The sequence below is a fragment of the Christiangramia gaetbulicola genome, assembly GCF_003054225.1.
Lineage (GTDB): Bacteria > Bacteroidota > Bacteroidia > Flavobacteriales > Flavobacteriaceae > Christiangramia > Christiangramia gaetbulicola.
Genome location: NZ_QBKQ01000003.1, coordinates 446146 through 460294 on the forward strand (window position 1 = coordinate 446146; position 14149 = coordinate 460294).

Sequence of the window (14149 nt, forward strand, 5' to 3'; positions counted from 1 at the left end):
ATAATTTTTAATCTATGGCGTCTTCTGTCTTTCTCAGGCTTTTTAAATTGAGATTTCCTCCTAAATGGGGACAAGCCAGAAGTTCCTTAACAGATGCGAAATTTACTTCATCTTTATGGTATGAGAAAGTCGTGGCCAGAGTTTTTGCCAGATTCTTGTCACTCAGGTTAATATCTACATCGTCTGTGCTGAACTGGCACGGATGCTCATAGCCGCAGGCATGACTTATCTGCAATAATTCTTTTCGGAACTTTACAAAATAGAAATTGGTTCTCATGGATTTGTCTTTCACATTGATGCCAGACTGTAGCCATTTGTTCTGCGTGGCGACCCCGGTTGGGCAGGTGTTGGTATGGCAGCTTTGCGCCTGTATGCATCCAATACTCATCATAGCTTCACGTGCTACATTGATCACATCTGCACCTAAAGCAAAAGCCATGGCGGCCTTCGCAGGAAAACCTAATTTTCCGGCAGCTACAAATACAATTCTATCTGTTAATTTATACTTCTGAAAGATCTTATAAACATCGGTAAAAGCATAGATCCACGGAAGGGAAACATGGTCTGCAAAACTTGGGGGAGCAGCGCCTGTACCACCTTCGCCACCGTCAATGGTAATAAAGTCTGGACCATGATCTTTTTCCTGCATGATCCTGGCAAGTTTATCCCAGTCCTTTAGTTGTCCAACGGCAGATTTTATGCCGGTTGGTAATCCTGTAGCTTTTGCGATAGACTCCACAAAATATATCATGCCTTCAACATCATCAAAAGTAGAGTGATAGGGGGGCGAAACCACATCTTTTCCCATGGGTACACCACGAATCTCGGAGATCTCTTTTGAAATCTTTGCTGCAGGAAGCACCCCGCCTTTTCCCGGTTTTGCTCCCTGGGATAATTTTAATTCTATGGCGCGGATCTCCGGATTTTCCTCTACCATTTCTACCAGCTTCTCCATAGAGAAATTGCCGTTTTCATCCCTAACTCCAAAATAGCCCGTACCAATTTGAAAAACCACATCTGCTCCCTTTTTATGATAGGGAGAAAAACCACCTTCACCGGTATTATGGTAGGCACCGGAAAGTCTACAGCCTTCATTTAACGATTCTATGGCTTTAGCAGAAAGAGAACCATAGCTCATGGCCGATACATTTATGACCGAGGCTGGCCGGTAAGGTCTTTTTCGCTTATTCCAGGCACCCATGATCTTGGCGCAGGGAATTAATCCTGAATTTTTAATATTTGGATGTCCCTCTGGTAATTTATAGGGTAGAAGTGCATTATTGATAAAAATGTAATGTGTGGAGAATATATCCTGGTCTGTACCAAAGCCTTCATAATTGTTCATGTTCTTGGCAGAAGCATAGATCCATCCTCTTTCCCTTCGGTTAAAAGGAAGCTCTTCGCGATTATTAGCAACAATATATTGCCGCAATTCCGGACCGATGCTTTCCAGGAAATATCGCAGGTGGCCTACAACAGGGAAATTATGCTTTATGGTATGCTTCTTATTGAAGAAAATATCAGCAATGGCAATGATCAACAGAATGGCCAGAAGCCAGCCCCACCATGGGATCGCGCTTAAGAAATTGGCGAATTCCTGCATTAGCTCTGATTTAAATAATCAAGGGTTAATTGCGTCATGGTCTTTACTCCCAGAAGCAGTCCGCTTTCATCAATAAAAAAGTCTGGAGTATGATGCCTGGTGGCTTCAGCATTTAAAGGCATTCCACCTAAAAAGAAATAGAAGCCCGGAATTTCCTCCTGGAAGAATGAAAAATCCTCACCCCCGGTAGTAGCTTTCATCAGGTTAATATTTTCAGCTCCAGCAACTTTTTTAAGGGTGGGAAGCATTTGTTTGGTTAATTCTGGATCATTGAAAGTGATCGCCGTATTATTTTGAAATTCAATGGTAGCATCTCCTCCATAAGCCTTCGCGATCGCCGGTACCATTTCGTTCATTCTTTTAAGGATCAATTCTTTGTTCGCAGGGTCTAAAGTTCTCACCGTTCCTATCATTTCGGCAGTTTCCGGGATAATATTGAATCTAACTCCGCTGGTGATTTTTCCAACTGTGATAACCGATGCAGATTCGGTAAGTTCTGCATTCCGGCTAATGATGGTTTGAAGTCCGTCGATGATCTTGGCAGAGATCAATATCGGGTCAACCCCGCTCCAGGGTGCTGAACCATGGGCTTGTTTTCCCTGAACATTTATCACAAATCTTTCCACCGCGGCCATGGTGCCTTCGGGTTTATACTTTATGGTTCCAACTGGAGTAGCCGCATTAATGTGCAGACCAAAAATGGCATCTACATCTGGATTCTTTAAAACTCCTTCTTTGATCATTAATTTAGCTCCACCTTCTTCACCCGGAGGTGGTCCTTCTTCTGCTGGTTGAAAGATGAATTTAACCGTACCATTTATTTTGTCTTTATTTTCTGAAAGTATCTTAGCCACCCCCATAAGAATAGCGATATGGGTGTCATGTCCGCAAGCGTGCATCACCCCGGTCTTGGAACCAAGGAATTCTGTTTTAACCTCAGACTTGAAAGGTAGATCGTTTTTCTCTGTAACTGGTAAAGCATCTATATCTGCTCTAAGAGCTACTGTTTTTCCGGGATTATTTCCTTTAAGTATTCCCACGACTCCGGTTTTGGCAATACCCTTCTTGGTTTCAATACCCAGAGAGTTTAGGTGTGCAGCAATTTTTTCGGCTGTTTCAAATTCACGGTTAGAAAGTTCAGGATGCTCATGGAAATCCCTGCGCCATTCGATCACTTTATCTTCAATATTTTTGAATTCCTTTTCTGCAATGGAATTCTGCGCAAAACTTGCTCCTCCAAGAAATAAAGAGAGTATTAGTATTTTGATCTTCATAGGTTCATTTTAAAAATTAATAAGTCTGTAATTATCATTCTGTAGCTGGACCAGGGCGGTCATCGCTGATAAAGCAAACACAGCATGATCGTCTGTATTTTCACGATTTACCTCATAATGGGTGGCACTTTGACCACAAATTATTATGTCTACCCCGTTTTCTGATAGTGCTTTGATCAGCGGTAAATTAGGGTTTGAAGTTACCTCTGGAAATTTCTTTTTGTAAGATTCGTCGTTTAAGGCATCCTGAACTGCCTTCCCGTGCAAAACTATCGCTACTTGCATATTCCCGGGATCAACCCCGGCGTGTTCATGCATGTTGAGGTATCTCGCCGCTGTTTCAATAAGTTTATTTGGTTCAGCTTCATCAAAGCTTCGGTTTACATCAAAAACGACTTTTAGTACTGAGGAAGTATCAGTTTTGAATCCGGGTGTTTCGACCGGGTATGTCTTTCCGTAGTCTGGGATTACGTCCCCTGGCATTAGATCCTGGGAGAAAGTGTTCAGAGAAAATAGAAGAAAGAGCAGGAAAAGTGTTTTTTTCATAGATGTTGACAGAAAATAGGATTTAAGGAAATTAAAGATATTAAAATATAATGCACTGCCGGTCTGCATTAGCAAATGTTTAAAAAACGGCAGGCTTCAGGTTTCCTTTTTTAAGCATTTTAGTTACCTTTCAGCTTTTAAAAACGGAGAAAATTTGGAAGCTTATTTAGCTGGATTAAATGACGCACAGAGGGCTCCGGTGCTGCAGAAAGACGGGCCCATGATCGTAATTGCCGGAGCGGGTTCCGGTAAAACCAGGGTACTTACTTTTAGGATCGCCTACCTGATGAATCAGGGTGTAGATGCTTTTAACATTCTTGCACTTACTTTTACCAATAAAGCGGCAAGGGAAATGAAGCATCGTATTTCCCAGATCGTGGGAAGCAGCGAAGCCAAGAACCTGTGGATGGGAACCTTCCATTCGGTTTTTGCCAAGATCCTGAGGTTTGAGGCAGATAAGCTTGGTTATCCTTCCAATTTCACGATCTATGATACGCAGGATTCCCATTCGGTGATCAGGGCGATCATTAAGGATATGAGGCTGGATAAAGACGTTTATAAATATAAACAGGTATATAACCGAATTTCATCTTATAAAAACAGCCTGATTACGGTAAAAGCCTATTTTCAAAATGGTGAACTTCAGGAAGCAGATGCCATGTCTAAGAAGCCACGTTTGGGTGAGATCTACAAAGAATATGTAGATCGTTGTTTCAAGGCCGGCGCGATGGATTTTGATGATCTACTGCTGAAGACGAATGAACTTTTAAACCGTTTTCCAGAAGTACTTCATAAATATCAAAGCAGGTTCAAATATATCCTGGTGGATGAGTACCAGGATACGAACCATTCGCAGTATCTAATTGTTCGTGCACTTTCAGATAAGTTTCAGAATATATGTGTGGTGGGAGATGATGCTCAGAGTATATACGCCTTCCGTGGAGCGAATATTAATAACATTCTGAATTTCCAGAAAGATTATGATAACGTACAAATGTACAGGCTGGAGCAAAATTATCGTTCTACCAAGAATATTGTAAGCGCGGCCAACTCTATTATCGATAAGAACCAGACCAAACTGGATAAGGTGGTTTGGACGGCAAATGATGATGGTCCCAAGATCGTGGTAAATCGCTTGCTTACCGATGGGGAAGAAGGAAGGTATGTGGCAAGTTCTATTTTTGAGAACAAAATGCAAAACCAATTAAACAACGGTGATTTCGCGATCCTTTACAGAACCAATGCCCAGAGTAGGGCGATGGAGGATGCTCTTCGGAAAAAGGACATTCCATATAGAATTTACGGTGGGCTCTCTTTCTACCAGAGAAAGGAGATCAAGGACGTGCTTTCCTATTTACGTCTTATTCTGAATCCTAAAGATGAGGAGGCCTTAAAAAGGGTGATCAATTACCCGTCTCGTGGGATTGGGATGACCACGATGGACAGGCTCGCCATAGCGGCTAAAGAACACAACAGGTCTATTTTTGAGGTTATTGAGAATATCAAAAATCTTAACCTGAATATCAACCGCGGAACTCAGACCAAGCTTGAGAATTTCGTGAATATGATCAAGAGTTTCGCGATCATGAACGAAACAAGTGATGCTTTCCAGGTGGCAGAGACCGTGACCAAAAAGACCGGTTTAGTTCAGGAACTTAAAAAGGATGGTACGCCAGAAGGTATTGCCAGAATTGAAAATATTGAAGAATTACTGAATGGTATTCGCGATTTCGTGGAAGGACAACGAGAAATTGCAGATACCACGGGATCGCTTGCAGAATTCCTGGAAGACGTAGCCCTGGCAACAGACCTGGATAATGATACCGGCGACGATGACCGCGTGGCCTTAATGACCATTCACCTGGCAAAAGGGCTTGAATTCCCCTATGTTTATATTGTTGGGATGGAGGAAGATCTTTTCCCGTCAGCAATGAGTATGAACACCCGTAGTGAACTGGAAGAGGAGCGAAGGTTGTTTTACGTGGCTCTTACTCGTGCCGAAAAACAAGCGTATTTAACCTATACTTTATCACGTTACAGGTGGGGAAAACTTGTAGATGCCGAGCCGAGTAGATTCATCGAGGAGATCGATGACCAATACCTGGAATTAATGGTGCCTCAGGATGACTATAAATACAAGCCATTAATAAATACCGATATCTTCGGAGATGAGGTTGATAAGAGTAAATTGAGGCAGACCAAACCAAAAAGTGGAACTCCGCCGCCTGCTCATAAGCCATCACAGGAGCAATTACGTAAACTGCGTAAGCTGAAACCTGCTTCACCAGAACCTGAAAAGGCAAGAAATACCATTGAACTTGCAGAAGGAAATGAAGTGGAACATCTCAGGTTTGGTAAGGGGAAAGTGCTTAAGATCGAAGGAGTTGGCCAGGATAAAAAGGCTGAAATAGATTTCCAGCAAGGTGGGATCAAGAAACTTCTTCTACGTTTTGCCAAGCTGAAAGTATTATCATAAAAAAGAATTTGTATTTAAATGTATAAATTACATATATTAGCATTGAGGATTAGATGATCCCTACAATCATCTAATTTTTAAGAATCAAACAAAAAAACTTTTTGGAGAGACCTTTCGGGTCTCTTTTTTTATGCCTGTATTTTAAGTTATGCTTTAATGTCAATTTCTGTACCTATTATTCCTGCTTCAATTTTACCAAGACATGTGACATTTTGTTAAAAATGATGTAAAAAACGATTCGTCAGCAGCTATGAGGGAAAAAGATCGCTGAATATTCTTTAAATTGAAAGAAAAAAATATGATTAGAGAAGGAAGTAAAGTGAAATGGAAATGGGGCAACGGGACGGCCACGGGTAAAGTAATTTCAACCTATACTGAAGAAGTTACCAAGCAGATAGACGGTAGCGAAATCACCCGCAAAGGCAAGGAAGGAGAAAAAGCTTTGTATATTGAACAGGAAGATGGCAGCAAAGTGCTGAAATTAGAAAGTGAAGTTGAAAAGGCAGATTAAAGAAAACCGTCTGTAGAAAACTTCAAAATTTATAATTATTAATAGGTTTTAAAGAAAAAATTATGGCTGAATTACTAAGAATTTATGATGAGAACCCGGCTCCAAAACATATTAATAAAGTAGTTGAAACCCTTAAAAAGGGTGGACTAATAATTTATCCTACAGATACCATTTACGGCCTTGGCTGTGATATTACCAATGTGGCTGCACTGGAAAAGATCGCGCAGATCAAAAATGTAAAGCTCGAAAAATCGAATTTCTCCTTCGTTTGTGAAGACTTGAGCAATCTTTCAGATTATGTGAAACAGATAGACTCAGCGACTTTTAAGATACTTAAAAGATGTCTACCCGGGCCTTATACTTTTATCTTACCCGGTGGGAACAATCTTCCGAATGTTTTTAAAAAGAAAAAAACGGTAGGGATCAGGGTTCCAGATAATAATATTTGCAGGGCTATTGTGAAGGGATTAGGAAATCCAATTGTGTCTACATCTATCAGGGATGAGGATGAAGTACTGGAGTATTCTACAGATCCGGAACTTATCAGGGAAAAATGGGATCATTTAGTAGATATTGTTATCGACGGCGGTTATGGAGATAATATACCTTCTACGGTAATAGATCTTACAACTGAAGAGCCAGAAGTGATACGTGAAGGAAAGGGAAGTATCGAGATCATGTGAAAATTTCATAAAATTCTCTAGATGCTAGTTAATTACATTCTAAAGTAGGTTCTATTTTAGCTAGTATCCCATAACATTCATACCTTAAATAAAAAACTGAATGTTATGAGTTTTATCGAAACTACAAGTAAGGAAAAAGGAAAGCCTATTAATCTGTATTATGAGGATTATGGAGAAGGAAAGCCTGTTATTTTAATTCATGGCTGGCCTTTAAGCCACAGAATGTGGGAATACCAGATCAATTCAATCGTTGATGCCGGGTTTAGGTGCATTGCTTATGACAGGAGAGGATTTGGAGATAGCGATAAGCCCTGGACAAATTACGACTATAATACGCTAGCCAAAGACCTTGAAGATATTATCAATAAATTAAACTTATCAGAAGTTTCTATCATTGGATTTTCTATGGGGGGTGGCGAAGTCGCTCGCTATATAGGTAATTATGGAACTTCAAAACTTTCTAAAGCAGCGCTTATATCTGCGGTTCCTCCTTTTATGCTAAAAACAGAGGATAATCCCGAAGGATTGGAGAAAGAAGTTTTTGAGGGTTTTAAAAAGGAAATTAAAAAAGACCGACCTTCTTTTCTGCAAGGATTCGGAAAACAATTTGTGAATTTTGAGAAAGTTGGAGACAGAATAAGTCAGGAAATGGCCGATTATTACTGGTCTATTGCCTGTAATGCTTCACCTAATGCTACTTTAGAATGTATAAACTCTTTCGGTCTTACAGATTTTAGAGAGGATCTTGGAAAATTTGATATCCCTACCCTGATAGTACATGGAGATGCCGACCAAATTGTACCAATCGAGATCTCTGGTAAGAAAAGTGCTGAACTAATCGCGGATAGTGAATATCATGTGATTGAAGAAGCACCGCATGGCCTGGTATTAACGCATACTGCTGAATTCAATAAGATTTTAATTGATTTTCTGAAGTCATAAAAAATTAAAAGCCCTGCAAGTGCAGGGCTTTTTGTTTGCGGATGAACTACCGATTATAGTAAAGAATCGATATTTTCATTGAAAACATGATGATATCCATCCTGGCTAAATATGAAGTCTTCCATATTATGGGTTCGAAGATCCCTTTCGTTCATTTTGATACAGATATTAATTCAGAAAACGAAAGTAAAGGCCATTGCTTTAATGGAAACAAACGCCTCCATTTTGGTAATCTTCATAAATAAATTTCAGAGTTAATAGAATGTTAATTTTGAAAACCCGAAAATATATGAATGATTACATTTTACACGAGAACGTTTGTTAAAATTTGATTTTTTTACGCGTCATTATGGCCTTTTTCTGAAAACAAATAAGATTTTTTGATAAATGGCTCAGGAAAAAAGCAATTGAATGTTAAAGGATCATAGAACCACGGATTCGTAACGCTCAATAAAAATTTGATGTACTTCTTCGGGAGTGAGTATTAATCCTTTTTTTTGAACAGATTCTGCAAGTTCATATCCAAGCCTTGCTGCGGCAAGTCTTTGTTCGGGAGTCCCGTGATGTTGACTGCTAAAGGTGAGGCAATCACCAACATTAAAGGAGAGCCGGAAATAATCTTCAATTCTTTTCCAGTTATAGGTAGCACCACGTTTATGAGTCATAAAATAAGCTGCCGCAAAATCGGCTTCTAGTTCAAAAAATCTGGATCTTTCTGCAGCGGAATCTAATTGATCTTTATAATCCCAGTCTGCATCATTTTCAAATTGTGCCTGGTGCCACCATTCATGAGAAATTATAGAGGTAAAGGCAATATCGCCTTCTATGCCAATAGCCACGAGACTTTCCAGTAAGCCATCTCCAATAACCAGCAAGCCGTTGGACCTGGTAAAGGCATCCAGGGCGAAATAGGGGTTTTCAGGAATATTATTTGATTGGGTATTTAATTCCAGAAGCATGTCTGCTTTTTCATAAGCCTCATCCCTGTTGCGCACTGTCCGGTCAAAGCTTTCGATCATATCTGTAAGCGTTTCACGGTCATTTAGGCTTGACGTATGAATAGCATTAAGGGTGATCTCACGATCTAGGTTCCAGAATTTGGTTAATTCCCTGATGCGTTTTCTGGCTAGCTGGTTATACTCACCGTTGGGTCCATAATAATTTTCTCCAACGTAGTAAGTAGCATACCGGCGATTTAGATCGGCATAATAATGTATTAGTTCAAGATCAAAAAGAGGATCATTAATAAGGCTGGAAAAATAAGCCTGTAGTACTTCACCAAAATCGGTGACCTGGCAGTTCGCAGATATTATATCATCAGAAAATATTCCGTTTACCGCATAGGAAACAGGTTCTGTATGGGTGTAAACAAAACTGGTCTTATTATAGTTCTTAGGTGAAGAGGTAATGGCATTCTCTTCAGATTCATTAAAAACCAGATCTTCTCCCGAGCAGGATTGCATGCCGTTAGCGCAAATAAAGGCACCAAGACACCAGGTATACACATCTATCTTCTTCATAGCATCAAAATTTAGGTGTGGTTGGCTATGACTAAAATAATATAAAATACTGATTTTTAGGTTTCTAAATCCTTAAATAAAAAAAGCCCCGCAATTGCGAGGCTTTTCTTTTAGATTTTAATGGATGCTTACTCCTGGTTAGAAGTCGCTTTTTCCATTCCTTCTTCTATCATACTGTAGAACTGGTCAAGTTTAGGAAGAACAACGATTCTTGTTCTTCTGTTCTTAGCACGACCTTCAGCAGTTTCGTTAGTAGCAACTGGAATGTAGTAAGATCTACCTGCAGCAGTCATACGAGCTGGTTCAACACCAAAATCATCCTGAAGAACTCTTACTACAGAAGTTGCACGCTTCACACTTAAATCCCAGTTATCTTCGAACATTGAAGTGCTAATTGGTTTGTTATCTGTGTGACCTTCCACCATAAACTCGATGTTTGGCTTGTTCTTAACAACAGTAGCTACTTTTCCAAGTACTTCTTTCGCACGAGGAGTGATATTGTAACGACCACTGTCGAATAACAACTTATCTGAAATAGATACGTAAACAACACCTTTTTCAACGTTGATCTCGATATCCTCGTCGCTCATGTTTCCAAGAGCACCTTTAAGACTAGTAACTAAAGCAAGAGTTACAGAATCCTTTTTATTTATAGCGTCTTGCATAGAACGAATCGCAAGATCCTTTTCTTTGATACTTTCTAATGAACGCTCAAGGTTTTCAGCTTCTTTCTTAGAAAGAGTAGCAAGATCACCAACGTTATTTAAAAGGGCAGCATTTGTATTACTAAGACGAGTAATCTCAGTATTCATTCTGTCTTTTTCATCCAGACATGAATTCAATTTAACCGTAGCGGTGTTCAATTGATCCTGAGTTTCTCTTTGCTTGGTTTCCAGTTCGTTGTATTTTTTCTGTGAAACACATGAAGATAGCAAAATGGCAGCTGTTGCCGACAAAAGCATGATTTTTTTCATAATTAGTTTCTTATAAATTTAAATTGTTAGAATGCCCAAAAATATCAAAAAAATAATAAGACGGAAGTGTATTTTAACAATTCCTTTTTTAAATATTTTTAAAGTTCGGTGAATTTGTTTTTTCCCATAAAATAATGGGCAAACACGATGGAATTTATTTTATGGTAGTTCTTGAAAATAAATGCTTTAGGTCTTTTTTTTCTAATCTTCCCATAATGCCTGTAGAAGCTGGCGTGAGCTTCTAAAATTGCGAAGAAATGATTGAATTTTCCTTCAAAAATGAATTTGATTCCCGCGAGACCATCCAGTACCATTCTAAAGAAGAGAATAAAGAAAACTTTTGATGGTTCTACGTTCTTTAAAATTAAAAAAAGACTGTTTCTAAAATTAAAAAAGGTCTTTTTCGGATTCATATCGGCCAGAGTCGCTCCACCTACATGAAAAACCCTGGAAGCACTTACGTATTTGATGTTGTATCCTGTATTTTGAAGTCTCCAGCATAGGTCTATTTCTTCCTGGTGCGCGAAGAAATCCTCATCCAGACCTCCAATCTCATCAAAAGCTTTTTTGCGAACAGCCAGGCAGGCACCACTGGCCCAGAAAATATACTGATCGTCATTATACTGTCCATGATCTTCTTCAAGTTCCTGAAAGATCCTTCCGCGGCAGAACGGGTAACAAAACTTATCAATATAACCACCCGCAGCACCTGCATATTCGAAATGGTCTTTTTTCTTGTAATCCAGGATCTTTGGCTGAATGGCTGCAGTCATAGGTTCTGCTTTAAAAACCTCTATGATAGGTGTTAACCAGCCTTCCGTAACTTCTATATCGCTATTTAATAATATGTGAATTTCTTCCGACACAGACTTAAGGGCAAGATTATAACCACCAGCATAACCGGCATTTACTTTGTTCCTTATAATACTTACCTGCGGAAAGTTATTTTCTAAAAAACTGATAGAATCATCTGTTGAAGCATTATCTGCTACATATATATGAGCGTCTTCAGAATATTTTATTACAGAAGGAAGAAATTGTTCCAGCAATTTTCTTCCATTCCAGTTAAGTATGACTACAGCTATGTTCATTATCTAATATATTCCGGGAGCTCTTTTAAAAAGATATAGTTCTCATTTTCATAGTCCATCTGGCAGAAAAAATGTTCCAGTCCATTAGTGACCATAAGGTAATTCGCCTTTAAGGTCAGGTTGTAACGGGCTATCTGATCAAAAGTGTTCTGGGTGATCTTGATCGAAGGAGCTTTACATTCCACGATGATCTGTATTTCTCCTTCAGGTTGAAACACCACGATATCATATCTTTTGGTAAGCCCGGCGATCTTCAGTTGTTTCTCTACATTGATGAGGCTCAGAGGATAATTTTTTTCTGAATGCAAAAATTTTACACAATGTTGTCTCACCCATTCTTCCGGGGTTAGAATTACGAATTTTTTCCGCAGATCGTCAAAAACGGCTATTTTATTTTGATTATTTTTGAACCGAAACGAATATGGGGGGAAATTCAGTTTTTGCATGTTTCAAAAGTAATAAAGAATATTACAGCCATGCAATTTAGTTTTTGAATTCCCTGTATCTAAATCTGCACCAAATTCCCTATGGACGAAGCAAGACAAATCGTTACCGACATTCAGAAAGGAAATATCAAGCCGATATATTTCCTGATGGGTGAGGAACCTTATTATGTAGATAAGATCTCAGACTTTATTGCAGAAAATATACTTACTGAAGAGGAGCGCGGTTTTAATCAAATGACCATTTATGGCCGGGATTCGAATATCGATGATATTGTGAGTAATGCCAAACGCTATCCCATGATGGCTGAAAGACAGGTGGTGATCGTAAAAGAAGCTCAGGACCTTTCCAGGACTATCGAAAAACTGGTGGATTATGCCGAAAATCCGCAGCCTACCACAGTACTGGTTGTTTGTTATAAATACAAGAAAATAGATAAGCGTAAAAAACTTCATAAAGCCATCGCTAAGACCGGGGTGATTTTTGAAGGGAAACGCATGTATGAGAACCAGGTAGGGGACTGGATTATAAAAACCCTGAAAGCACGAGGATTTGGTATCTCGCCAAAAGCAGCCCAGATGCTGGTGGAATTCCTGGGGACCGATCTTGGGAAAATAGATAATGAACTGCAGAAGCTGCAACTTATATGTCCTGAAGGCACTACCATTAGTCCTGAGATCATCGAGCAGAATATAGGTATTAGTAAAGACTTCAATAATTTTGAGCTTAGAAAGGCGATAGGAGAGAAGGATACGCTTAAGGCGCATCGCATCATCAATTATTTCGCACAGAATCCCAAGGATAATCCTATGGTAGTAACGGTATCACTATTATTCTCTTATTTTTCCCAGATCCTGCAATATCATGGATTGAGTGATAAGTCAAAGGGAGCCGTGGCCAAACAGCTTAAGGTAAACCCTTATTTTGTGAATGATTATGTGAATGCTGCCCGGAATTATCCTATGAAAAAAGTAAGTCATGCGATTAGTTTGCTCCAGGAAACCGATGTGAAAAGCAAGGGAGTTGGAGCAGCAAATGTTTCTCAGGGAGATCTTTTGAAGGAACTTCTGGTGAAAATAATGAATCAAGAATGAGTGCATTTTCATCATGGATCAATGCCGCAAGGCTTAGAACTTTACCGCTTTCAATTTCCGGAATTTTAGTTGGTAGCAGTATTGCCGCCCATGCGGGGCATTTTGATATTGCCATTTTCAGCCTTGCCCTGGGAACTACCCTTGGTTTACAGATCTTATCGAATTTCGCCAACGATTATGGCGATGGGGTAAAGGGAACAGACAATGATGAGAGGATAGGGCCGGTGAGAGCTATTCAAAGTGGATTGATAACCCAGAAGGAAATGATGATGGCCATGGTGATCACGGCCATAAGTACATTATTCTTAGCGGTACTGCTTATTTACGCATCCTTTGGATCTGATCAATTGCTTTCAGCTTTTATCTTCTTTATTCTGGGAGTTGCGGCTATCGTAGCGGCTATAAAGTATACAGTTGGTAATTCCGCTTATGGCTACCGCGGAATGGGGGATATATTTGTATTCATTTTTTTCGGACTGGTTGCCGTTTATGGCTCCTATTATTTATATAGCCATGATCATGAGATCGTGAGCATTTTTCCGGCGATCTCGGTTGGTTTCTTAAGTGTTGCCGTATTGAATTTGAATAATCTTCGGGACAGGATTTCAGATGAAAAATCCAAAAAGATTACCCTGGTCGTGAAATTGGGGGAAAGAAAAGCGAAAGCTTATCATTATATTTTGATCATTGGGGCATTGTTGTTCTTCCTCTTATACTCTGTGATTACCACTTCAGAACTGAATGATTTTATTTATGTCCTCGCTTTTATCCCACTGGTATTTCATCTGCAAAGGGTAATGAATAATAAGGATCCAAAATCACTTGACCCAGAGTTGAAGATTGTAGCCTTATCTACCTTTGGGATCTCGATCTTGTTTGGATTAGGGCTTATCTGGTAGTGTTTCCGCTAAGTTTAACAAAATTATAAATCCTGTCTATTAATGGTTTTTTATTGAATCCTTACTTTTATAAAAACCAATATTTTTAGATT

At 39.4% G+C, this 14149-nt stretch carries 13 protein-coding genes; 6 read left to right on the plus strand and 7 right to left on the minus strand.

From position 1 onward, the window contains the following. Nucleotides 1-7 precede the first annotated feature (7 nt). Genes C8P64_RS13580 through C8P64_RS13590 form a run of 3 tightly spaced genes read right to left on the minus strand, consistent with a single transcriptional unit; the run spans nucleotide 8 to nucleotide 3423 of the window. Nucleotides 8-1603: an FMN-binding glutamate synthase family protein gene (locus tag C8P64_RS13580; protein WP_108172618.1), complete on the minus strand. Its 1596-nt coding sequence runs from the start codon at nucleotides 1601-1603 to the stop codon at nucleotides 8-10. Next, nucleotides 1603-2877, minus strand: a complete 1275-nt coding sequence (locus C8P64_RS13585) for an amidohydrolase (RefSeq protein WP_108172619.1) — start codon at nucleotides 2875-2877, stop codon at nucleotides 1603-1605. Before C8P64_RS13585 ends, C8P64_RS13580 begins: the two co-directional genes overlap by 1 nt. A 9-nt stretch (nucleotides 2878-2886) precedes the next feature. Continuing rightward, entirely contained in the window at nucleotides 2887-3423 is a 537-nt protein-coding gene (locus tag C8P64_RS13590) for a DsrE family protein (protein ID WP_170106665.1), read from the minus strand. 154 nt (nucleotides 3424-3577) lie between these two features. Here C8P64_RS13590 and C8P64_RS13595 point away from each other — a divergent pair, with 154 nt between their 5' ends. The 4 genes from C8P64_RS13595 (at nucleotide 3578) to C8P64_RS13610 (ending at nucleotide 8035) form a co-directional block, all read left to right on the plus strand. Further along, nucleotides 3578-5899: an ATP-dependent helicase gene (locus C8P64_RS13595; protein WP_108172621.1), complete on the plus strand. Its 2322-nt coding sequence runs from the start codon at nucleotides 3578-3580 to the stop codon at nucleotides 5897-5899. A gap of 298 nt (nucleotides 5900-6197) precedes the next feature. Next, complete coding sequence (locus C8P64_RS13600) at nucleotides 6198-6410, plus strand: hypervirulence associated TUDOR domain-containing protein (RefSeq protein WP_108172962.1); 213 nt, start codon at nucleotides 6198-6200, stop codon at nucleotides 6408-6410. Between the two features lie 62 nt (nucleotides 6411-6472). After that, entirely contained in the window at nucleotides 6473-7093 is a 621-nt protein-coding gene (locus tag C8P64_RS13605) for an L-threonylcarbamoyladenylate synthase (RefSeq protein WP_108172622.1), read from the plus strand. A gap of 105 nt (nucleotides 7094-7198) precedes the next feature. Then, nucleotides 7199-8035, plus strand: a complete 837-nt coding sequence (locus tag C8P64_RS13610) for an alpha/beta fold hydrolase (RefSeq protein WP_108172623.1) — start codon at nucleotides 7199-7201, stop codon at nucleotides 8033-8035. Nucleotides 8036-8457: 422 nt separating this feature from the next. Here C8P64_RS13610 and C8P64_RS13615 read toward each other — a convergent pair whose 3' ends face one another. From C8P64_RS13615 to C8P64_RS13630, 4 genes are all read right to left on the minus strand, one after another. Continuing rightward, on the minus strand, nucleotides 8458-9555 hold the full coding sequence (locus C8P64_RS13615) for a hypothetical protein (RefSeq protein WP_108172624.1): 1098 nt from the start codon (nucleotides 9553-9555) through the stop codon (nucleotides 8458-8460). Nucleotides 9556-9683: 128 nt separating this feature from the next. Continuing rightward, nucleotides 9684-10529, minus strand: coding sequence for an OmpA/MotB family protein (locus tag C8P64_RS13620; protein WP_108172625.1), 846 nt, complete (start codon nucleotides 10527-10529; stop codon nucleotides 9684-9686). Between the two features lie 98 nt (nucleotides 10530-10627). Continuing rightward, the gene (locus C8P64_RS13625) at nucleotides 10628-11620 is read right to left on the minus strand and encodes a glycosyltransferase family 2 protein (protein WP_108172626.1); all 993 of its coding nucleotides are present in this window, start codon (nucleotides 11618-11620) and stop codon (nucleotides 10628-10630) included. After that, complete coding sequence (locus C8P64_RS13630; protein ID WP_108172627.1) at nucleotides 11620-12066, minus strand: type I restriction enzyme HsdR N-terminal domain-containing protein; 447 nt, start codon at nucleotides 12064-12066, stop codon at nucleotides 11620-11622. The genes C8P64_RS13625 and C8P64_RS13630 overlap by 1 nt, the downstream gene beginning before the upstream one ends. Nucleotides 12067-12147: 81 nt before the next feature. Between C8P64_RS13630 and holA the strand changes: the two genes are divergently transcribed. Next, entirely contained in the window at nucleotides 12148-13158 is a 1011-nt protein-coding gene (gene holA / locus C8P64_RS13635) for a DNA polymerase III subunit delta (protein WP_108172628.1), read from the plus strand. Then, nucleotides 13155-14057 (plus strand): 1,4-dihydroxy-2-naphthoate octaprenyltransferase, encoded by a 903-nt coding sequence (menA, locus tag C8P64_RS13640; RefSeq protein WP_108172629.1) that lies wholly within the window; start codon nucleotides 13155-13157, stop codon nucleotides 14055-14057. Before holA ends, menA begins: the two co-directional genes overlap by 4 nt. Nucleotides 14058-14149: the final 92 nt, after the last annotated feature.